17 protein-coding genes, 1 pseudogene and 1 other annotated feature are annotated in these 23211 nt (G+C 34.1%); of the genes and pseudogenes, 8 read left to right on the forward strand and 10 right to left on the reverse strand.

Annotated elements, in window-relative coordinates:
- Nucleotides 1-12: 12 nt before the first annotated feature.
- A complete protein-coding gene (locus EC501_RS03315; RefSeq protein WP_122970874.1) occupies nucleotides 13-795 on the reverse strand; it encodes an enoyl-CoA hydratase in 783 nt (260 codons plus the stop codon).
- A 63-nt stretch (nucleotides 796-858) separates the two neighbouring features.
- A pseudogene (locus EC501_RS03320) lies at nucleotides 859-2506 on the reverse strand (FAD-binding dehydrogenase).
- A 357-nt stretch (nucleotides 2507-2863) separates the two neighbouring features.
- Nucleotides 2864-3100 (forward strand) — a binding site (T-box leader).
- A gap of 103 nt (nucleotides 3101-3203) precedes the next feature.
- Between EC501_RS03320 and serA the strand changes: the two are divergent.
- The 5 genes from serA to EC501_RS18345 all read left to right on the forward strand — a co-directional run bounded on the left by serA (nucleotide 3204) and on the right by EC501_RS18345 (nucleotide 8951).
- Complete coding sequence (serA, locus tag EC501_RS03325) at nucleotides 3204-4823, forward strand: phosphoglycerate dehydrogenase (protein ID WP_122970875.1); 1620 nt, start codon at nucleotides 3204-3206, stop codon at nucleotides 4821-4823.
- A 140-nt stretch (nucleotides 4824-4963) separates the two neighbouring features.
- Nucleotides 4964-6451 carry a spore germination protein gene (locus tag EC501_RS03330; protein ID WP_241559263.1) on the forward strand — a complete coding sequence of 496 codons (1488 nt, stop codon included), beginning with the start codon at nucleotides 4964-4966 and terminating at the stop codon, nucleotides 6449-6451.
- 2 nt (nucleotides 6452-6453) lie between these two features.
- On the forward strand, nucleotides 6454-7563 hold the full coding sequence (locus EC501_RS03335) for a GerAB/ArcD/ProY family transporter (protein ID WP_122970877.1): 1110 nt from the start codon (nucleotides 6454-6456) through the stop codon (nucleotides 7561-7563).
- Nucleotides 7538-8791: a Ger(x)C family spore germination protein gene (locus EC501_RS03340; protein ID WP_122970878.1), complete on the forward strand. Its 1254-nt coding sequence runs from the start codon at nucleotides 7538-7540 to the stop codon at nucleotides 8789-8791. The genes EC501_RS03335 and EC501_RS03340 overlap by 26 nt, the downstream gene beginning before the upstream one ends.
- 1 nt (nucleotide 8792) lies before the next feature.
- Entirely contained in the window at nucleotides 8793-8951 is a 159-nt protein-coding gene (locus tag EC501_RS18345; protein ID WP_158599663.1) for a hypothetical protein, read from the forward strand.
- Nucleotides 8952-9005: 54 nt separating this feature from the next.
- On the opposite strand, the gene EC501_RS03345 is transcribed toward EC501_RS18345, so the two are convergent.
- Nucleotides 9006-9794, reverse strand: coding sequence for an HAD family hydrolase (locus tag EC501_RS03345; RefSeq protein ID WP_122970879.1), 789 nt, complete (start codon nucleotides 9792-9794; stop codon nucleotides 9006-9008).
- A gap of 225 nt (nucleotides 9795-10019) precedes the next feature.
- Between EC501_RS03345 and EC501_RS03350 the strand changes: the two genes are divergently transcribed.
- The gene (locus EC501_RS03350; RefSeq protein WP_122970880.1) at nucleotides 10020-10634 is read left to right on the forward strand and encodes a PH domain-containing protein; all 615 of its coding nucleotides are present in this window, start codon (nucleotides 10020-10022) and stop codon (nucleotides 10632-10634) included.
- 172 nt (nucleotides 10635-10806) lie between these two features.
- On the opposite strand, the gene EC501_RS03355 is transcribed toward EC501_RS03350, so the two are convergent.
- From EC501_RS03355 to EC501_RS03370, 4 genes are all read right to left on the reverse strand, one after another.
- Nucleotides 10807-12219, reverse strand: a complete 1413-nt coding sequence (locus EC501_RS03355) for a tetratricopeptide repeat-containing diguanylate cyclase (RefSeq protein ID WP_122970881.1) — start codon at nucleotides 12217-12219, stop codon at nucleotides 10807-10809.
- A gap of 279 nt (nucleotides 12220-12498) precedes the next feature.
- Nucleotides 12499-14016 carry a coproporphyrinogen III oxidase gene (locus EC501_RS03360; protein ID WP_122970882.1) on the reverse strand — a complete coding sequence of 506 codons (1518 nt, stop codon included), beginning with the start codon at nucleotides 14014-14016 and terminating at the stop codon, nucleotides 12499-12501.
- Nucleotides 14017-14245: 229 nt separating this feature from the next.
- A complete protein-coding gene (locus EC501_RS03365; RefSeq protein ID WP_122970883.1) occupies nucleotides 14246-14590 on the reverse strand; it encodes a YlbF/YmcA family competence regulator in 345 nt (114 codons plus the stop codon).
- A gap of 20 nt (nucleotides 14591-14610) precedes the next feature.
- The gene (locus EC501_RS03370) at nucleotides 14611-15756 is read right to left on the reverse strand and encodes a DUF445 domain-containing protein (protein WP_122970884.1); all 1146 of its coding nucleotides are present in this window, start codon (nucleotides 15754-15756) and stop codon (nucleotides 14611-14613) included.
- Nucleotides 15757-15885: 129 nt separating this feature from the next.
- Here EC501_RS03370 and EC501_RS03375 point away from each other — a divergent pair, with 129 nt between their 5' ends.
- Nucleotides 15886-16095 (forward strand): YheE family protein, encoded by a 210-nt coding sequence (locus tag EC501_RS03375; RefSeq protein ID WP_122970885.1) that lies wholly within the window; start codon nucleotides 15886-15888, stop codon nucleotides 16093-16095.
- A 37-nt stretch (nucleotides 16096-16132) separates the two neighbouring features.
- Here EC501_RS03375 and EC501_RS03380 read toward each other — a convergent pair whose 3' ends face one another.
- From EC501_RS03380 to EC501_RS03390, 3 genes are all read right to left on the reverse strand, one after another.
- Nucleotides 16133-17425, reverse strand: coding sequence for an MFS transporter (locus tag EC501_RS03380; protein ID WP_338322883.1), 1293 nt, complete (start codon nucleotides 17423-17425; stop codon nucleotides 16133-16135).
- Nucleotides 17426-17611: 186 nt separating this feature from the next.
- On the reverse strand, nucleotides 17612-19345 hold the full coding sequence (locus tag EC501_RS03385) for an ABC transporter ATP-binding protein (RefSeq protein WP_122970886.1): 1734 nt from the start codon (nucleotides 19343-19345) through the stop codon (nucleotides 17612-17614).
- The gene (locus EC501_RS03390) at nucleotides 19342-21087 is read right to left on the reverse strand and encodes an ABC transporter ATP-binding protein (protein WP_122970887.1); all 1746 of its coding nucleotides are present in this window, start codon (nucleotides 21085-21087) and stop codon (nucleotides 19342-19344) included. The genes EC501_RS03385 and EC501_RS03390 overlap by 4 nt, the downstream gene beginning before the upstream one ends.
- 742 nt (nucleotides 21088-21829) lie before the next feature.
- On the opposite strand from EC501_RS03390, the gene EC501_RS03395 reads away from it, so the two are divergent.
- The gene (locus EC501_RS03395; protein ID WP_174232642.1) at nucleotides 21830-23152 is read left to right on the forward strand and encodes a hemolysin family protein; all 1323 of its coding nucleotides are present in this window, start codon (nucleotides 21830-21832) and stop codon (nucleotides 23150-23152) included.
- Nucleotides 23153-23211 lie beyond the last annotated feature (59 nt).

Below are 23211 nucleotides of genomic sequence, written 5' to 3' on the forward strand. Positions count from 1 at the left end.
GACGCCTATCTATTATTTCCCCTTAAATTGCTGCGTTCTTTTTTCAATGAATGCTTTAATGCCTTCTAAATGGTCTTCCGTTTTACGCATACGTACTTGCCCTTCTGATTCTAATTCTAATATCGATGTTAGTTCAGATAATTTTTGTTTATGTAAAATCGACTTCGTTTCTAACATCGCTAAAATCGGAGAAGATAAAATTTTACCGACTAATTGATCGACAAAGGATTCTGACTCTCCTTCTCCCACTTTATGATCGATTAAACCTAAATCAAGGGCTTCTTCTGGACTCATAACATTTCCAGCCCATATAAGTTGTTTTGCCTTTGATGTACCTACCCGTTCTTTCATAAAGAAGTGGCCACCGCCATCAGGAATTAAACCAATACCGATAAAGTTCATGGCAAGTTTACTTTTCTCTTCGGCAACAATAATGTCACAACCTAACGCTAAACTAAACCCTAATCCTGCAGCTGCACCGTGGATTTGTGCAATTGTAATCATTGGCAACTGATACAAAGCTAAAACCATTCTTGAAATATATTCCATGATGTTTCCGAAATCTTTCGGATCACCGGACGTCATCATCATTTTAATATCCCCGCCAGCTGAAAAGATGTTCCCTTCGCCTTTTATTACTAAAATTTGAACTTCAGGATTATCTTTCAGAAATTCTAAACAATCGGCTAGTTCTTTCATCATTTGAAAATCCATGGCATTTGCCACATTCGGTCTGTTAAAGGTTAACGTTGCACGTCGATCTGCCATCTCTACTTTTATTGTTTCATAAGCCATCATACCATCCCCTAATTTTTACAATTTATAGTTAACTATTCAATTTCTATCATCAAATATCCTTTATTTACTTAAATAATTCCCTACTTGTCTCCCGGAAAACAAACAGCCGCCAACAAAAGTCCCTTCTAGTGATCGGTAGCCATGGATACCTCCGCCACCGAAGCCGCTCACTTCACCTGCTGCATATAACCCTTTCAAGATTTCTCCTGCTTCATTTAATACTTGACCATTTAAATTTGTTTGTAGGCCACCTAATGTTTTTCGCGTTAACAAATTTAATCTAACCGCTATTAATGGACCATTTTGTGGATCAAGGAATTTATGGGGTTTTGCTACCCGTATTAGTTTGTCGCCTACGTAATTTCTTGCACTTTGAATGGCCATTACCTGTATGTCTTTCGTAAATTTATTCTCTATTTCCCTGTCTCTTGCCAAAATTTGTTCTTTTATTTTCATAAAATCTAATAAGTCATTTCCAACAAGTTGATTCATTCCATCCACTAAATCTTTTAAACTTCTTTCTACAATGAAATCTTCTCCAAATTCTTTAAAAGATTTAATTGGAGTCGGAGGTCCCGGTAAAACGCGCTTCAATAACTGTAAATAACTTTTATTCGTCAGATCAGGATTTTGTTCTGAGCCAGAAAGGGCAAACTCCTTCTCAATAATTTTTTCTGTTAATATGAACCACGAATAGTCGTGTCCCGTTTTTTGTATAGCCTCTAACGTACTTAACGTATCAAAGCCAGGGAAATTTGGGGCACTGAAACGATTCCCTAGTGCATCAAACCACATGGAAGAAGGGCCCGGTAATATTCTAATTCCATGATTGTTCCAAATCGGTTTCCAGTTTTTCAAACCTTCCGTATAATGCCACATGCGGTCCTTATTCACTATACGAGCACCAGCATTTTCTGAGATTTTTAACATTCTTCCATCAACAAAGGCGGGCACTCCTGCAATCATCTGCTTCGGTGGGTTGCCTAACCTTTTCGGCCAGTTTTGTCGAACGAGTTCCATATTCGCTCCGATTCCACCACTAGCAACAATGACTGACTCTGCAAAATATTCAAAATCAGCCACTTCTATTCTCGAACTTTCCTGTCCCCGTTCAATTTGACATTCTTCAAGTACCTTTCCACTAATCCCTATGACCTCACCGTTTTTTGTTATAAGTTCATCAACTCTATGACGTGGCTTATAATCGATTTTCCCTACCTTTTCAGCTTGCAGTACTTTTTTTGCAAAGGGCTCTACAAGTCCTGGTCCCGTACCCCAAACGATATGAAATCGAGGCACTGAATTGCCATGTCCGCCAGCTAACGCCCCTCCCCGCTCTGCCCAGCCTACGATAGGGAAAAATTTAATGCCGATTGACTTTAGCCATTCGTACTTTTCTTCAGCTGCAAACTCTACATATGCTTGTGCCCATTTATAACTCCATACATCTTCATCTTCCAGTCTGTCAAAACCAGCTGTACCAAGCCAAATCTTGCCATGCTAATTCTTTACTATCTTTAATACCTAATCTTCTTTGTTCTGGAGAATCGACTAAAAACACTCCCCCAAAAGACCAAAAAGCTTGGCCCCCTATCGAATTTGCCGGTTCTTGATCAACAATTAGTACTTTTTTATTCCCATCAAGTAATTCACAAGCTGCAGTTAATCCAGCGAGCCCAGCCCCAACAATGATGACGTCGTATTTCACACTTCCACCCCTTTTTGAAATGTATAATGTTATCTTTCTTGAACATTCTTTTTATTTCCTCTTTTCATTGAAGAATAAATTAACTTACTTGCCTGATTTTCTTTAAAAGACGAAAAATCTTAAAAACCTCAATTTAGTTAATTTAATCGAATAAAATCAACCTAATATTCTGATACTTCTACCATTTTCCCAATGTTAATAGCGTATAAGGATGGATATAAATACGAACGTTATATAAAATAAACTAGATAATATTCGTATATAATAGGTATTATTATCTTATAACGAAATTTTTTTTTGAAAACATGTTGACAAAACTGAACAATAGGGATTATGATGTTAACAATTAAATCAACGAAAAATATTAGGACGGAGACATACTCTTTCCTCGAAAACTTAAGAGAGCTGATGGTTGGTGAAAATCAGTGTTTTCTATGATTGAAGTTCCACTCCCGAATAGATTAGCGGAAATACAAGTATGCTAATCCGTAATCGTGCACGTTACGCATTTGCTTAAAGGTTGTCTGAGTCTATTTCAGCAACGAAAAAGGGTGGTACCGCGTAAGAATGTTAATTTAGCCTTTCGCCCCTTACTTAATTGTAGGGAGCAAAAGGCTTTTTATATTTTTTAGAAGCTTTCCCTTCTAAATTATCAAAATCTTTAGAAAAAACATATTTAAAGGAGCGTATTATTCAAATGGTAACAAAAACTGCTACGACAACAGATGAAATTAATGTATTTATTGCTGATCCCCTAAGTGAAGATGGTATTTTCCCCCTTCGCCAGGAAACCGAATTAAACTTAAATGTAATCGTCGATACAGGTCTCACACCACAACAATTAATTTCTAAACTAGCTGACGTCCATGTTCTTTTAGTACGTAGCCAAACAAAAGTCACACGGGAAATTATCGAAGCAGCAAAATCCTTAAAATTAATCGGACGTGCTGGTGTAGGTGTTGATAATATCGACTTGGCAGCAGCAACAGAACACGGAATTATCGTCGTTAATGCACCAGATGGGAATACGAATTCTGCAGCTGAACATACAATCGCGATGATGACTTCCCTAGCTCGTCATATTCCCCAAGCCTACAACTCTTTAAAAAATGGAATTTGGGATCGTAAATCTTACGTTGGCGTTGAGCTTAAAAACAAAACGTTAGGTGTCCTTGGTTTCGGGCGTATCGGTACAGAGGTAGCTTACCGCGCAAAAGGTCAACGAATGAACGTTATTGCTTATGACCCATTTTTAACAGAAGAGCGAGCAAAAGAACTAGGCGTAACAAAAGGAACAGTAGATGAAGTCGTTCAAGCTGCTGACTTTATTTCAGTTCATACACCGCTTCTACCGGAGACTCGTAACTTATTAAATAAAGAAAAATTCGCTATCATGAAAGACGGCGTTCGAATTATTAACTGTGCCCGTGGTGGAATTATTAACGAAGACGATTTATACGATGCAATCGTCGAAGGAAAAGTTGCCGGTGCAGCCCTTGACGTATTCGTTGAAGAGCCAGCGACAGATCACAAATTATTGAATTTACCCCAAGTCATTGCTACTCCTCACTTAGGTGCTTCCACAATAGAAGCGCAAGAATCAGTAGCCGTGGACGTTTCAAATGATATTATTAAATTCTTTAAAACAGGTACGGTTACAAATCCTGTGAATATGCCTTCGATTCCAAAAGAGTTATTGGCACAAGTAGAACCGTTCTTTGAATTAGCTGAGAAATTGGGTTCTTTCTTATCTCAAGTGACGACTGAAGCCATTAAAGAAGTGAATATTTCTTATGCTGGTGAAGTAGCAAATTACGATGTCCGTCCATTAACATCTAATGGATTAAAAGGATTGCTCATAAAAAATCATGGTGACCACGTAAACGATGTAAATGCCCGTTATTTATCTGAACGAATTGGGATTAAAATTAATGAGCATAAAACGACTACTGCGAAAGGTTTTACGAATCTAATCACAGTAGAAGTTAAAACAGAGCATGAAGTACACTCAGTAGCAGGAACATTATTAAACGGCCTTGGGGCTCGTATCGTAAAAGTAGAAAATTATGTTGTAGATGTTATTCCTGAAGGTCGCCTACTTTATATTAAAAATACAGATAAACCAGGTGCAATTGGTCGTGTTGCCACAAAATTAGCTGAAAAAAATATTAACATCGCCACAATGCAAGTTGGTCGAGATCAAATTGGCGGCACTGCTGTCATGATGTTGACAATTGATAACGATGTAACCGAATTCGATTTACAATACGTAGCTCAACTTGAAAATATAGATGAAGTTAAAGCAATTACTTTATAATACTTATATAAAAAGCCGCGCAAAGAAAAAATTGCGCGGCTTTTTTCTTAATTTAATACTTGATAAAGTACATAAAACCATTATTTATGAGCAATATAAAAGTATTGTATTTCTGGAAAAAGAGAAAGGGGCAACCATCATTGTCGGAACAATTATCATTAGATCCAATTTCTCTAAAGAAAGAAACAATTAGTGGAAATTTACAAAGTACTATGGAGATTTTCAATTCCTTTTACTCGATTCCTATCAATAGTGATGTTAAAGTTCGAAACCTTCTTATTGGCGGATTAAATAAAAAGGCTTCTATCATCTATATAAGTACCATTACAGATTCCCAAGTCATTGAAAATCAAGTTATAAAAAACCTACTATTAAATAGTGATGATTCGAAGGAAGTTCAAGATATTCTATCAACGAAAACAATTAAAAATGTAGAAATAATTGGGGATATATTAAAAGAAATAAATAAAGGAAATGTTGTAATTCTCGTTGATGGACATTCCATGGCTTATATTATCGATGCAAGCAAATTTCAAGGAAGATCTATAGAAAAAGCAGAAAATGAAGTATCCCTTAAAGGACCAAAGGAAGCATTTAATGAACAAGCAGTGGCGAACATTTCATTAATTCGGAAGAAGATTAAAAATGAAAGTCTCATTGTTGAAATAACCCCAGTTTCCGTAAGAGCCAATAATGAATTATATATTCTTTACATGAAGGATTTAGTAAATGACGAATTACTTCAATCAGTGAAAGAAAGAGTCAATTCACTAGATGTAGCATCTATACAAAACCTCTCTTTATTAGAACAATTTATTGAAGACCGGGAAAAATCCATTTTTCCAACTATTTTAAATACGGAAAAACCAGATCGGGCAGTTGCCTATTTAGAAGATGGTTTTATCATTTTACTAATGGATAATTCACCGACATCTTTAGTATTACCCGCGACTTTTTGGTCTTTTTTTCATCTTTCCGAAGAAAATTATTTACGTATACTATTTGCAAACTTTATAAGATCATTACGGATTTTAGCCTTATTTATCACTTTATTTGCATCTGCTACCTATATTTCCATCACAAATTATCATGTGGAAATGATTCCAACAGATTTACTTTTAGCAATCTCAGCAACTAGAGAAATTGTACCATTCCCATCGGTCATTGAAATATTGTTAATGGAAATCGCCTTCGAACTTATTAGGGAAGCTGGTTTAAGAGTGCCAAGCCCGATTGGTCCAACCATTGGCATTGTTGGAGCTTTAATATTAGGACAAGCGGCTGTACAAGCGAATATTGTCAGTCCACTTGTAGTCATTATCGTTGCCCTTGGCGGCTTATCCTCCTTTGTAATTGGTGATATTAATATGAATTTCACCATTCGATTATTAAGATTTCTATTTATTATCTCAGGGGCACTTTTCGGATTTTATGGGATGGCAGCAGTATTTACTGTCATTTTATTTTATATGCTATCCATCAAGACTTTTGGGGTTCCATATTTATCTCCGATGACACCAAAATATGTTTCCTCAAAGGATACTGTGTTCCGGAAATTATTACAAAATCAAATATTTAGACCCGGTTATTTAAAACCGAAAGATATGGATAAAAAAGCAGGAGAATAGCGATGGACAAAACAAAGGGGACAATTGGTACAAGAGAATTTATCGCCATTATTATTCTTACAATCGGAACAAAATTGGCGGATGATACACCAAGTCTATTTTTTAGTAGTATGGGAAGTGCTGCTTGGATGGCACCTATTATTATTGGGGTCACAACCATCTTACCCGTTTTTTTTATACTAAAAATTTTCACAATATATCCAAATAAAACTTTTGTTGAAATTATTAAAGAAGTATTCGGGAAATATGTTGGATTTTTCGTCCTATTCGCATTATGGATTATTCAAATCTCTGCCCTTATCATCGATTCCTCCATTTATACAGATATTATGGGAACGATGTACTTTAACGATACACCTACTATTGTTATTTACGCAGTATTAATTTCTGTAGCGGCATATGGAGCAAAAAAAGGTTTTGAACATATTAGTTCCTATGCATGGATTATTATTGCCGGTGTAAAAGTTACCGCATTAACCGTTTTAGTATTAATAGTTTTACAAGGTCGTCCCGAATTTATTTTCCCTCTATTTGGAACAGGAAAATGGGAAATTATAAAAGGAAGTACATCTTATATATCTATTTTTGCAGATTTATTTTATTTTGCATTCATTGCTTCGTATTTAAAGAGTACAAAGGTTTTAAAAAAAGGGATGTGGATTGGGTTAGCCTTTATAACGATTGAAATTTCTACAGCCATTATGTCTTATGTAATGCTGTTTGATTTTAATGGTATAAAGCTAATCGACTATCCTTACCATGAGTCTATACGAACAATCCAACTCGGGTTTATAAGAAATACAGAGTCGCTATTCTTTCCCTTTTGGTTAATTGCAACTTTTGCGAGATTTTCCTTTTACTTTTATATAAGCGTCTTATTATTCAGCACTCTATTTAAAATTAGTCAAAAGGAATTCATTATCCCTATACTTGCAACATTAATCGTATTTTTCGGTATGATACCTGAAACTCCAACCTTTGCAATTTATACGTTAAGAGGAGAATTTTTAAAACTAGTTACTCCAGTGTTTTTGTTCCTACCATTTGTTATATGGGTATTAGCAAAGCTAAAAGGAGGTTCAAAAAATGATAAAAAGAAAGCAGCTGAGTAAATTATCGTGCCTTTTTTTAATGTTAATTTTTTTAAGTGGTTGTTGGGATCAGTTAGCTATAGATGAAAGGGCCTATGCTTTTGCCATTGGACTAGATAAAGGAGAAGAAGAAAATCAAATTAAAATAACATTTCTTATTACGAATCCTGAATTATCTAGATCAGAAGGTGGACAAGGATCGAATGAACCTCCAAGAGAAATTATTACTTTTCAAACGAATGATTTAATTTCTGCGAAGGATATGGCGAATACGGTCATTACAAAACAGGTTTCATATACACAACTAGGCTATCTTCTTGTTTCGGAAGAATTAGCGAAAGACAAAAACTTTGTACGATTAATGTATGATGTTGCAAAGGAACCGGAAATAAAACGAGGTGTTCGGTTGATTGTAACAAAGGAGGATGCTAGTCAATTTCTAGAAAAAACTCAACCTAAACTTGAAACGAGGGTTCATAAATTTTTTGAATTAATACTCGAATATGGTATTCGAACAGGTTATATACCTGATACGGATATTAACAAATATTTTAGAATTATCGAAGCAAAAGGATCGATTTTTTTAGGAATATACGCTACTACTGAAAAAGACACTTCAGACAATCGTAAAGGCGAAGATAATTTTATAGCTGGGGAATTTAATGCAGAAGGACAAACGAATAATTCAGAATTCGCTGGATCTGCTGTTTTTAAAGAAGGTAGGATGTTAGGGACTTTAACGAGCGAAGAAACAAGACTTACTATACTACTAAATGATACATTAAATTCTGGGCATATGTTAACAACATTTCCCGACCCTTTTGATAGGGAGCATCAGGTTGTCACAAGGTTAGTAAAGAAAAGAAATAATGAAGTGAAGATAAATTTGAACGGGGATAATCCAACAATTGATATAACGATTCCTCTATATGTGGAAGTTCTATCAAATCATAGTATGATTAACTATGCAGTAGATAGTAAAAAAAGAAAGATTTTAAAAAATGATATTGAAGAACGTATTACTACGAAATTTGATAATCTCATTAAGAAGACGCAAAAGGAGTTTAAAGGGGAACCATTTGGTTGGTCCCTTGATGTTAGAAAACAATTTCCAACGATTCCAGCATACGAAAAATACAATTGGGGAGAAAAATATCCTGATTTACAAGTGAATGTATCGGTTAACATTAATTTTGGGCAATTTGGTAAACAAAGTGAAGTTCCTGCTTTAGAAGGAAGTGGCGATTAGGTTGGACTTAATCATTTGGTTGGTTATTGTCATCATGTTTCTATACGCAGTTGGTTTTGCCATCACCCTATGGAAAGAGCAAAACAAAAAAGGTGCCATTGCCGTTTTCATTTTGGCGATAATGATTGTAGTAGTTCCTTTTTTCTCTGTTTTACAATGACATCAGGAAAATAGAAAGCGAAATGACATTTGCACTGTCATTTCGCTTTCCTTGTTATAAATTCTTTAGCAGTTCTTTAAATTCGGTTAAAGACTTCACTTCGAAGGTTGGTGTTACTTTAGAATCGTTACTTTTCCCTTCCCGATTAATCCAAACGTTTTTCATACCGACACGAGCAGAACCTAATATGTCTGTATTTAAATTATCGCCTACCATTATCCCTTGATTTGGCTGAATATTTGCCTTCTCCATCATATATTCAAAAAGGGAGGCGTCCGGTTTTCCGACTCCAAAATCACCAGAAATAATAATATGATCAAAATAGGATTTAATTTCCGGGGTAATTTTTAATTTTAAATTTTGTAAGCTAGGTGCTCCATTTGTTAATAAAACTAACTGATATTTCCCCTTCAAATCATCAAGTACTTTATATGTATCTTCATATACGAAAGGTGAGTTTTTCCGTTCTTCTACAAAACGTTCACCGAGTTCAGCACCTAATGCGACATCATCTATCCCGATAGCTTTCAGACCGTTTGTCCAAGCATCTTTTCGATAAGTCGGAACGATTTTTTTCATTAATTGAAATGATTCAGACGAATCGTCAAAGGTACCCCATAATCCTTCAAAGGGATTTATCCCAATCGATACTGTATATTCATAGGTCTCATAAGATTCATATAATTTACGAGCATGGAGCCGAACCGCAGCCTCCAGCTCCTCCGGTTTTATATTATATTTTGTTGAAGCATAATAACATGTCTTTTCAAAAGCAGTTTGTATACTTTTTTTATCCCATAATAATGTATCATCTAAGTCAAAAATAATCGTATGAATTGGCATTTGGCTCTCCTATGAATATATTTATATTTTAATTGGAATCGAATTTTCGTTCTAAACCAATTATTGGTAGCTTTCTAAAATAGAAATTAAATGGTATATTTATTTTATCATATTTTCAGAATTATTAGGTTAATTTTTGAAAAGTGAAAATTATATAATAATAGTTAAACAATTCTAGCACCAACTGTTTTTACAACAGAAGCACTAGTAAAAGGAGAGAAATTAATGATTAAGAAATTTGCAGCAGACGCTTTAGGACTTTCGGATATCGGTAAAGTAATTGAACCTCAAGACTACGATAAAACAGAATCGGATGATTACGTTTTACATGAGAAGGGCGAAAAAATTTACTTCCTTATAAAAACAAAAGCGGATGAATATTGTTTTACTAATTTTGCCCTTATACATGTTGATGGTGATTCCGCAGTAAGTAAAAAGCGTACATTAAGACGTTACGATTATAAATATAATACGTTACGCCAAGTATCGCTCGAAACTGCAGGAACAATTGACCTTGATATTGAAATAAAATTCACAATTGGCGAAACGCCATTATCAATTGATATTAATAAAAGTTATGCTGAAAAAATTAAAGATCTTTATAAAAGCTTAATTACAATTGAACGTATGATGCGAGATAATGAAAAACACCGCAACTTTATGTTTGATAGTTTAGAGTATGCAACAAGAAGTGTTTCTTCAACAGGTTATGGACAAACATCCCCTGCCGAATCCTTTAAATCCATTGCTGAATTTGCTAACCAATGGTTAAAAGAAAGCAGTAACAACTACTCAAAAGAAGACTTTGGAGATGTGTTCGAATTATTTATTAAAAACTAATCATCTTAAAAGCAAATTAAAATATTCTACCAAAATAAAAGTGGTATTAGTTCTTTTCTAATACCACTTTTATTATATTGCTATATTCCCTTTAAAGTTACCATCCTCTCAAATCGACTCATTGATTGCCTTACGTTGAACAATAAAAAAGAATAGCCCTTGTCTATTCTTTTTAATTAACTGTATATTGATTTCGCCCATTTCGTTTTGATTTATACAATGCATCATCAGCTAATTTAAAAATTTTCTTTTCATCTGTAATCATTCCACGATAATTCGTACTTACCCCGATACTAATATGAATCGGAATTTTTTGATCATTTACCTCTATCACTAATGAAGTGAGATGTTTATGAAGATTTTCCACAATCGATTGTAATTCTTTTAAGTTTTCCACTTTTAAAATTGCAATAAATTCATCTCCGCCATATCTAGCCAAAAAGCTATTATAATTAGCTAAACAAAGATTTGCCTCGTAAGCGATTCTCTTTAATACATCATCACCAGCTAAATGGCCGTATTGATCATTTACTTCTTTAAAATAATCTACATCGAAAATGATAAACCCGATTAGACCATCTTGCTGTTGAGCTTCTACTAACCATTCTTTTATATTTTTTTCAAAATAATGACGGTTATAGCAATTTGTTAATGGATCCTTCGTTGACATTGATTCGTATTGTTTATTATTTTGAGAGACTTCTATTTGCATTAAATTTTGATTTAAATTAATTTCTTTCAACTTTAAAAGAATATTAATATAATCTTTCTGAATTGCGATTAAACGATCTTTATCATTTAGCTCCGTCATAATTTCTACTAAAGTTTTATTAATCTCTTCTAATTGAATTAAATCATTGTTATTTAATGCAAACCCTTTTGCTTTCTCTAATATTTCACACGCTTCTTCATAACGTTTTTGTTTTTTAAACCATAGTCCTTTATATTGATAAACATAAATAGAAGGTTTCACCATTTTTTTACCTTCAATGTAAGAAAATAAAAAATCAAAAAGCTCTTCAGCTTTATCAAATTGCTGAAGTTCTGTATAGGCCTTGGCTAAATTTAACCGAATATGTAAATAGGCAGGAATATCAAAACCACGCTCTTCGTAAAACTGCTTTGATAATTGAAGACATTTTGTAAGAAGTTCAACTGCTTCTTCCGATTGACCTATATCTATATAATGTACACTTAAATTATTATAAATATTGCAAAGTAATGATAGATCATTATATTGAACCGCTAAATTTTTCGCCTTATTTAAATATTCCAAATATTTATCTTTGTTACCAAGTTCTCCACAAGCAGCTGCAAAGGAATTAAAATATTTGATTTTTTGTTCAGTCGTTCCATACTCATCAATCCACTCTGAAGCCTTTTTTAAATCAGCAATACAAGATTGAATATCTCCTAATTGATAAGAAATCCAACTCCGATTCCAATATAGATCTATTAATATGGTGAAATTTTGTTCTTCTAATGCAAGACTTACCGTAGGGTCAAACAAATTAAAAAACTCTTCGAAACGTTCTTCTCTTGAAAGAGCGGTCATCGTAATGTTTAATTCCTTTAGTTCTTGCATATTTTCACTTCCTATCTATTTCCCACTACTTTTTCAAATCTTATATTTAAGTTATACATAAAATTTTAGTATATTACAAATTTTTCCAAATACTAAATTTACTATAAAAAGAATTTTCTGTCTTTTAGGTTCTTTCATTTTACCTATTATTTTGTAAAAATGAAAGGATTTTTGAAACATAAATAAAACAAAAATGTTAGTACTTTGAAACAAAAATAACTTGTATTTATACAGTTCGTGTTAAAAAAAGACAGAGAACAATTCTCTGTCTTACAAAATCTACTGCTTAATCTGTGTATGGTACAAATCATTTAGCATTTCAATTTTTTTCTCAATAGTCTCTTCAAAGGTCATAATATAGGCAGCCGGATCTTTCGGATTATGGAATTGTGTAATTTTACCTGTTACCGGATTAACAAATTTCGTTGAAGCGCCACAACCTATTCCTAAAATCGTCTGAACTTCTTCCATAATCACAATATTATAGATGCTTTCTTCTCCTGGTTTACAGTACCCGACATTTTCTAAATTACCTAAAATATTTTTTTGACGGTATAAATAATAGGGAACATAACCGTTTTCAGCTGTCCAAGTACTTGCCATTTCCATCATTTTTGTAACCGTCTCACGATCAGCGACTTTATATTTATCTTTATTATGGGTCATTTCCGAAGCCCGTTTAAAAGATAAAGTGTGTACGGTTAACGACTCAGGTTGCATTTTCCCACTTTCGTCTAATGAATGTTGGAATTCCTCAATTCCTTCATTTGGTAAACCAATAATTAAATCCATATTAATATTGTTCATTCCCGAGTTACGAGATAACCAAAATTTATCGATTGTTTCTTGTACAGAATGATGACGACCAATCGCTTTTAAAGTTTCATCTGTATAACTTTGAGGATTAACTGAAATACGATCAATTCCCCATTTTTTTAATACTTCTATTTTCTCAATCGTAATCGTATCAGGGCGACCTGCTTCTACCGTAATTTCCCTAATTTTCTCTGGATTTGGAAAGGATTCAAACATCGTTTGATAAAGGGCATCCATTTCATGGGCTTCTATTGAAGTAGGAGTACCTCCACCCCAATAAACGGAAGTAATATTCATATTATTTTCTTTAAGCCATTTTCCCATTGCACGAATTTCGATATGCAATCCATCGATAAAAGATTCGACACGACCAGCTTTCCTATTGCTTGCGATAGCATAGGCTGGGAATGTACAGTAGGCACACTTTGTCGGACAGAATGGAACTCCAATATAAACTGAAAGTTCCTTACCGATTTCGTCTAAATCTGGAATTGTCTCTAATTGGCGTTTAACAATTTCACGCATAAGGGCAATTTTAGAATCTGATATACGGAAATCCTTTTTCAAAATAGCAAATATTTCTTCATCCTTTAATCCTTGTTTCCGATATTTGTGGTAAAGCTTTGTAGGACGCACTCCCGTTAAAATGCCCCATTGTTGGGTCATGCCTGTATATTGCTCAAGGGCATCTAACATCACATGGGACAAGGCACGTTTCATACGGATACCTTGTTCTTTTTCCGTTCCTTCCGATTCATAACGAATCGAATAATCACTTGTATATGTTTCGTTTTCTACTTCTAATTCACAAGCTGTATGAATGGAGAAATCTTTATCTATTGAATAATGAAAACGAAAAGAAAGTTCTGCATCGTCGGCAGCTACTACAATCTTTGAGTCTTCAAAAAATAAATTTGCTATATGATTTAACACGCGATTCCAATCTTCTTTAAACACTTCATTAACTTGGATCTTTTTCATCGTTTATACTCTCTTCCCTATTAATATTCGTTCATTTAACAACAAAGGAGAATTCCTACTCCCTAAACAGCCTATCTAATCAGCGATGTATGTGAAGGGAGATTTTCAAACGTTAATTATAACATGTCATTTAAATATAACAAATTGTTCATTAAAATGTATTACTTTTATATTGACATTTATTTTCTTCATAAAAAAACCACACAATTTTTTTGTGTGGTTTAAACTATTACAATCCGTCGTATAAAGACTGGATAGGTTTTACTAATATACGATTTACTTCTTCAATTACTTTGCTTAAAGCCATTTCAGCCTCTAACATAGCTAAAATTTTCGGGCTTGATTGGGCTAATTGAGCAGCCTTTTGTGCAAAGATTAATTCATCTTCTTGTAACTCTTCACCGTTCATTTGCTTTTGTTGAAGCTTCATTTGAATATCACGGAAATTCGTAAACAATTTCGTCGCTTCTTCATCTGCTCGAACAGCTTCAACTGCATCTTTCAAAATTTTAAATTCATCCGTTTGACGTAAAGACGCTTCTAATTTGTTAATGTCTTCATAAATGTTAATCAAAAAATTTCCCACTCTCATTTTTAATTTAAAAGATAGACAATTAATCCTTGTAAAATACCAATTGCTCCACCTAATACAGCACCTAAAATCGTAATCATTTGCAATTCTTTGTTGGCAATCCCGATTACAAGCTCTTCTAATTTTTCTAAAGGGAAAGAATCCACTTGTTCCCGAACTACTTCCTCTAAATTCAAACGATTTAATACATCTTCCAGTTTACTTTCAGCTTCCGTAAACCCTTTATGAACTAATTTAGGTAACAACTCATTTTTAACATATTCATTCCCTTGTGGCCAATAATAGCTAATCGTTTTTTGAAGATGTTCTTGAATGTTAAGTTCTTGTTTTGCGTAACGTTGAATATTTTTTAAAATGTTATCAAAATCAATATTCTCGAGATACTCTATAACCGGCTGTTGTTTAATAGTATCCCATTCTTTTAAGAAAATGTTAACTAATAAATGTTTCGTTCCAGGTGCGTTTAAAAAATGTATAATTTCCTTTTGAATTTTCGATACGATGGAAGTTGAATCTCCTAATAACATTTGAATCATTCCACCGAAGGAACCTTTTGAACCTAAAAAGTCATCCATCATATTTTTAATCGTCATCTCACCTTTTGTGGATTGGAAATATTCCTCCCCTTTTGCTAAAAGGTATGAAGTGATTTCAGGAATTTTTTTATCGATAGCCTGTTGAATATCGTTTGGTAAAAGTTCCTCAATCGATTTAGTAGAAATTGTTGTTTTCATCGTGTTAAATTGCTTTTCAATTAACAAATCTACTTTTTCTTCAATTGTATTTGGCAAATGCTCAAATCCGCCTAACTTTAACCAGTCATATATTGTTTTATCATCTGTAAAAACTGTTTTTTCGACTTTCTTTTGGGCAAATTGTAAAACCGACGAACGAATGTCTTCATTAAATAGTCTCTTTTGAAAAACTTCAGGAGTTAATAAATAATTTTTTACAGTTGCACCAATTTGTTTTGATAATTCCTGACGACGTTTCGGAATGAGACCTGGTGTAAACGGTATACGCCAATTTTTGATGTATAGTGCATTATATGGTCGAAACAACATTTTAATCGCAAGATAATTCGTAAATCCCCCGATTAATGCTCCAACTACTGCCATAAAAATGATCGTGACTACTACATTTTCCATCTAAATCCTCTCATTTCTTTCAAACTGTGTTCCAATTATATCAAAGGAAATGGATTTAAAGATAATGTTAGCCTTTCTTTCCCACTTTTAGTACGATAAACGTAATCGAAAGTTTCAAGGGGGATTCGTATGATTCAACATTTTCAATTTAAGCCTTTATTTGAAAACAATTTATTGCCGGGGTGGGTGATATCTTTTTACTACAAACAGCAACAATATAAAGCTGAGTATAAAAAAGATGGAAAAATTGTATGGTTAGGTACCAAACCTTCTAAGGAAGAAGAAGAAACAGTTAAAAAAATGATTCATGAATTAATGCTTTTCCATGTTTATGATTGATAAAAGGCGAGTTCGGATATGTCGAACTCGCCCTTCTTTATACTTCCTTTATTTTATATTTTCGAGCAAAAACGATATAAAAGTATGTGGAGGCTACTAAATATAAACATCCCGTAATCGTAAAGGTATAAGCATAACCCCAGTAATTTCCATAGGTCGTAACGAGCCAAGCAGCAGGAAGCCCCATCGTTGCCCAACCAATATTAAAAACCATCTGACTTACCGAGTTACCAAGACCTTTATACTTGTCATGAACAACATCCATCGCAATGGCACTCTGAATCGGATTTCCTGCATTCATCAATGCCTGCCTCATTAAAAATCCAACGGAAGCAATGAACAACGAATTTGTATAAGCAGTTAAAAATAAAAATGGTATTGATAGAAGTTGAAAAATGACTAACGCCCGAACTTTCCCTACTCTTTTTACTAAAATCGGTCCTATCAACATTGCAACGGCTGTCATTGCAGATCCTAATGCAATAATGAACCCTACATAGGAATTCGATGCATCGAAACGATTGGCAAAATATAAATTTAAGTACGGAATAACTAATCCAGATCCAGTTCCTATCATTAAATTGGCTATGCCAAATAAAACAATCATTTTAAAGTTTTTCTTAAAGTTGCTGTCACCATTATCATCTTCTTTTAATCGCTTATTTTGTAACGCTTTTTCATCCTTTTGGGACCTTTCACTCGTTTTTAATTGAAGGAGCGGAATTAATCCGACTGTAAAAATTGCTGCTCCTATCATTAACGACCCTCTAATACTTTCTACTTCTCCCAATTGGAAAAAGAATTGAAAGCCATCTGCTACAAATCCCCCAAGTAAATTTCCAAGGACATTTGCTATCGTCACGAAAGAAAAATGAATGCTAAATAATTGAATCCGTTCATTTGGTTTTGAATTCTCAGCTAGAAAAGGAACAGCTGATACTTGAACAAACGCCCAAACGATACCAGCTATAAAGGCAAAGGTGAGAATTGGTTGTTCGACTGAAACGATACTCCTTCCAAAAAGCATTATAGCTGTTATAAGCGTCCCTATTAAAAGAATGGATTTCCTTCCATAACGATCACTAATAATTCCAGCAGGTACTAACATTAATGCCGTTGCGAGTGAATTTATAGAAATAACGCTTCCATTGACTGCCTCCGAATAACCTAACTCCCGAATGTAAAGATTGTACATTACCATAAATACACCCATGCCTATTTGAATAAGCACATTGGCAACCATAAACAATCGAACATTTCGATTAAATGACTTGATTGTTTTATAACTATTTTTCATCCATTTGTACATAGCGACTACACCGCTTTCCAAACATTTCACTCGTTCACTTACATAACTATGTAAAGACTAATTCGAATTTTCTATATATTTCGTTACCCTAAATATACGACCTTCGTTATAAAACTGCAATACTTATTTATAAAAAAGAGCTAGCCCAAATGCTTCCCTTTTGTAATAACGATGGGAACTCATTTAGGACTAGCTTCACTTTTCTTCTTATTGAAGGGCCCCTGCCTGTAATCTGTACATCGTCTCATAACGACCACCTAATGCGATTAACTCATCATGAGTCCCTTGTTCCACAATTTCTCCCCTATCTAATACTAAAATCTGATCAGCATTTTTAATTGTTGATAGACGATGGGCGATAATGAAAGTCGTTCTTCCTCTTTTCAAAACTTCCATCGCATGCTGGATAATTTCTTCTGTCTCCGTGTCAATATTAGACGTTGCTTCATCTAGTATTAAAATCGCCGGATCAAAGGCTAATGCCCGTGCGAAGGATATTAATTGCCTTTGCCCTGAAGATAGGGTACTTCCCTTTTCAATTACCGGTTCATCTAATCCCTTTTCAAGATTTTTTAAAACCCTTTCTCCCCCTACTGCAGTTAACGCTTTTTCAACCGTTTCTCTAGAAATACGTGGATCCCCTAAACTGACATTTGTTGCAATCGTTCCTGTAAATAAATAAGGGTCTTGTAATACAATTCCCATATGCTCACGAAAGGCTTGACGGGGGATGGATAGAATATTTTGACCGTCTATTAAAATTTTTCCCTTTTGAGGATCATAGAAGCGGAATAACAAATTCATAATAGAACTTTTCCCTGATCCTGTATGACCAACAAGGGCTACTGTTTCCCCTTTTCTTGCAGTAAAATTAATATTTTTCAATACATAGTCATTATCTTTATAAGCAAAGGATACATTATCAAACACTACATTCCCCTCATATCTTGGAATGGATTGTGTGCTTACCGGCTCTCCTTTTCGATCTAACAATTTAAAGACACGAGAACCAGCAACAAGGGACCGTTCCAATTGGGAGAATTGATTGACAATATTAACGATCGGACTAAATAATCTCGTAATATAGTCAACAAAAGCGTATAAAGTTCCCGCAGTAATGACATCTGTAGTAGTCATGGACTGGGTACCAAAATAGTAAATAAAAATAGCGAAGATGATTAAACGTAAAACATTCACTAAATTAAATGCTGTCGCTGAATCTAAAAACAATAATTTTCTTTGATATTCATAATGCTCATTATTCATTTCAGCAAATTCTTCCTTCATTTGCTCTTCCCGTTTGAAGGCTTGAATAATGGTCATTCCTTGAATCGACTCATTAATCATCGCATTAATATCTGCAATCTTAGTTCGAACAACATGGTTATATTGGGCAGCATATTTCCGATAACCAATCATCCAAAAATAAACGATCGGGACAACGACTAATGCAACAAGGGCCATTTTCACATTTAATATGAAAAGAGCTATATATACTCCGAAAATGGATATAAAGCTTGTTGCAAATTGGGATAACACTTGAACATATAAATTACGAATGGCTTCCGTATCATTCGTTACCCGCGCTACAATTTTCCCTGCAGGTAAATTATCAAAATAGTCGATGGGCATTGTTTGAATATGTCCAAAAACGTCTTGGCGTAGCTTTTGAATAATTCGGTTCGCCCCAATTTGTAAATAAATATACATAAAGTATCTTAAAACAGCAGTTGCAATCGCCAATACAAAAAACACAATTAATAAATGAATAATCGGTTCAAACTGTAATGAACCTGGTGTCATATAATGGTCAATAATGTATTTCGCGATGAATGGTCCTGCCAAATCGGTTAATACCGCGATTGTTAGTAAAAATAATCCGATATAAATAGGTCTTTTAAATAGTAATGCATATTGAACTAAACGTTTACTCGTACTCATTCGCTAGACACCTCCTCTAGCTGTTGTCGATCGTACTGTTCTTTATACCAGCCTTCCTTTTGAAGAAGTTCCTCATGGGTACCTTCTTCTATAATTCGGCCATCATCCAATACGATAATATGATCTGCATGCTGAATAGCTGATAAACGATGGGTTGTAATAATGGTTGTTTTTCCATTTCGGACACGACCAATATTTTCGATAATTTTTGCTTCCGTTTTTGCATCGACTGCGGATAAGGAATCATCTAATATAAGAATCTCTGGATTTTTAATGAGCGCCCGGGCAATCGATACCCGCTGCTTTTGTCCACCAGAGAGGGAAACTCCCTTCTCACCAACTAATGTTTCCATTCCTAACGGTAAATTTTTTAAATCATTTTCAAAGTAAGCCATTCTTACCGCTTCATTTATTTCTTCTTCTGTTGCATCTTCTTTCCCAAATAAAATGTTCTCACGGATTGTTCTGGAGAAAAGAACATGATCTTGCGGAACGTATCCTATCCACTCTAATAACTGTTCCTTCGATAATTTTGCTATATCAATGTCTCCAATCGTAAACTGCCCTTCACCTAATGGATATTCTCTAAGGAGTTGTTTTACAAAAGTTGTTTTTCCGGCACCAGTCTTCCCGACAACTCCTAAAGTTTCACCTTGTTTTAAATGTAATGATAAATTTTGTATGTTTGTCATTTGAGACATCGGATATTTAAAAGAAAATTGATCAAATCCAATAGATGATGGACTCTCTACTGTTATTGGATTATTTATATTTTTTACATCCTGTTCATAGTCTAAAGTTTCTTGAACACGATCTAGGGAAGCGTTACCTTGTTGCATTACATTAATAAGCTCTCCAATAGCCATCATCGGCCATACTGCTAAACCTAAATAGACGTTAAAGGTAACAAGCTGACCTACTGTCATATCACCATTTGATACAAGAACAGCACCATATCCTAAAGCAACGACATAACTTATCCCTGTACCAATTTTTGTAATCGGACCGAATAACGCGTTAATTTTCGCTACATGGATATTTTTTTGGTACACTTCTTCACTCATTTGTGCAAAGCGTTTTTCATCTTTCTTTTCTTGTACATATGCTCGGATAACCCGAACACCCGCTACCGACTCAAGTACACTATCATTTATTTCACCAAAGGATTCCTGGGCTGTCATGTAACGTTCATGAACAATTTTGCCCAAATATTGCATAAGTACTGCCATAATTGGAATCGGGAGCATGGAGAAAAGCGTTAGCTTCCAAGAGATTAAAAACCCCATCGCTAAAATAATGGCACCCATGTAAATTGTAGAATCCATCAAGGTCATAATGCCAAACCCTGCCGTTAATGACACTGCATTTAAATCATTCGTAGCACGAGCCATTAAATCGCCCGTTCGATTTTTTTCGTAAAAAGTTGGTGTCATTTTTAAAAATTGGTGCATCAATTTTTTTCGAAAAATTCGTTCGAGGGTAATAGCCCCACCAAACAATTGATATTGCCAAGTGAAATTCATCGCATATCCAACAACGATAATTAGAATAATCGCTAATAAATAATTACGTAGCGAGTCAGCCGTCATCGAATTCATAGCAATTTCATCGATCGCAGCACCAATTATCCACGGTGGAATTACTTCCACTACATTGGCGATCATTAGGAGAACGACTGCAATCGTATATCTTTTCCAATAACTTTTAAAAAACCATTTTAATTTAAATAAAACATCAAACATTTAGGCACCTTCTTTTCCTATTCATCATTCTCTTTCCTATCCACTATCTACAAACCCATCTTTTAACAACTTTCTTGCGTAACACTTTTTCATATTACATCTCTCCCTCTCTTACATTTTGTACTTAAACAACTCTACATAAATCCTTTCCATGATGTCTTATTCGATTGTCTTCTACACCGAACATATCCATAATTTGGAATGTCTTATAAGCAAAAAAGCACCTATCCTTTTTTGTGATAGATGCTCAATAAAAAAAGGATACAAGTATCCAATACCTGTATCCCTTTTTGCTTAAATTTATGCGCGTTTAAGCTATAAACATAAGAAATATATAGGAAGGCTTGGATTAACATATTGAATTGCTGGCGGCAAATTTAATTTAATTTTCATAATCCTAACCTCCCTTTCCTTAAGTTTATTTTCTATTAAAGGGTAGCACACCCATTTTTTGAAAGTCAACAATTTTTAGAAAATAGGGAAAACATTTTTATGTAAGCTATGTAACTCTTCTGTTTTAACCATCTATTAATCTAATCCTACTAGGAAATTCGTCTCTAAAAATGTGAATATTCTTCCTAAGAGCATGTTTTCAATTTGTATTTTTGCATAAAATATTTTATCATTGTATTATTCAATTATTTTTTATTTAACAGGAGGTGTACTCTTTGTTTGCTCCCCTCATTCGGGCTGGAAACAAAGAAAATATTTGGACGTAGACATAGTAGAGCTAACCATTCGGTTGGCAGCATTTGTGTTGTTAATTGCTGCTACGGCATTTTTCGTTGCAACAGAGTTTGCAATTGTAAAAGTGCGATCAACACGTATTGATCAATTAGTTGCGGAAGGCAACAAAAAAGCAATGAAAGCAAAGAAAGTTATTTCAAATCTAGATGAGTATTTATCAGCTTGTCAATTAGGTATTACAATTACTGCATTAGGTTTAGGTTGGTTAGGTGAACCTACCTTTGATTTAATTTTACATCCTTTATTTGATATGTTTAATTTAGATCCAAGAATATCTGGAGTGCTTTCAGTCGTTGTTGCATTCATCATCGTAACTTACTTACACGTTGTCGTAGGGGAATTAACTCCCAAAACGTTTGCCATCGAAAAATCAGAAGCACTTACTTTAAACTTATCAGGACCATTAATTATGTTCCATAATGTTATGTACCCATTCATTAAAGCGTTAAACGGATCTGCCCGCGCTTTATCTGGATTATTTGGTTATAAAATGGTTTCTGAATCTGAAGTAGCGCATTCTGAAGAAGAACTTCGCATTATTTTAACCGATAGTTATAAAGGTGGAGAGATTAATCATTCAGAATACGAGTACGTTAATAGTATTTTTGAATTCTCTGACCGTACTGCGAAGGAAATTATGGTACCTCGAACTGAAATTACTAGTATCGAAAAAGATTTAACTATAAAAGAAGTATTTGAAGTTATGGGCGTGGAACAATATACACGATACCCTGTTATTGATGGAGATAAAGACCATGTAATCGGTCTAGTAAACTTAAAACATTTATTAACGGCTTATATTAAAGATCCTGCAAACGGTAACAAATCTATCCAAGAATATATGCAACCAATTATCCGTGTTTTTGAAACAGTTCCGATTAGTGATTTATTACTTAAAATACAACAAGAACGAATTCATATGGCAATACTAATGGATGAGTACGGCGGAACATCTGGTTTAGTCACAATTGAAGATATTATTGAAGAAATTGTCGGGGAAATTCAAGATGAATTTGACGATGATGAAATTCCCGAAGTTCAAGAAATTAGTAATGATCATTATATAATAGATGCAAAAATGTTAGTAGAAGAAGTAAATGACATGTTAGGAATTGAAATCGACGATGAAGATGTGGATACTATCGGTGGCTGGTTCTTAACACAACGATTTGATGCTGTTGAAGGCGATAGCTTTGATTTCCAAGGCTACGAATTTAAAATAAAAGAATCCGATGGACATCATATTCTTTATATAGAAGTAACAAAATTACCTGAATCCGCACAAACAGAAGAAGAGGAATCAGAAGAAGATAACTAATTAAACATTTACTTTATTTAAAAACGACTTTCCGAATTTCGGAAGGTCGTTTTATCATG

This window comes from Lysinibacillus halotolerans (assembly GCF_003711845.1).
Classification (GTDB): Bacteria; Bacillota; Bacilli; order Bacillales_A; family Planococcaceae; genus Ureibacillus; species Ureibacillus halotolerans.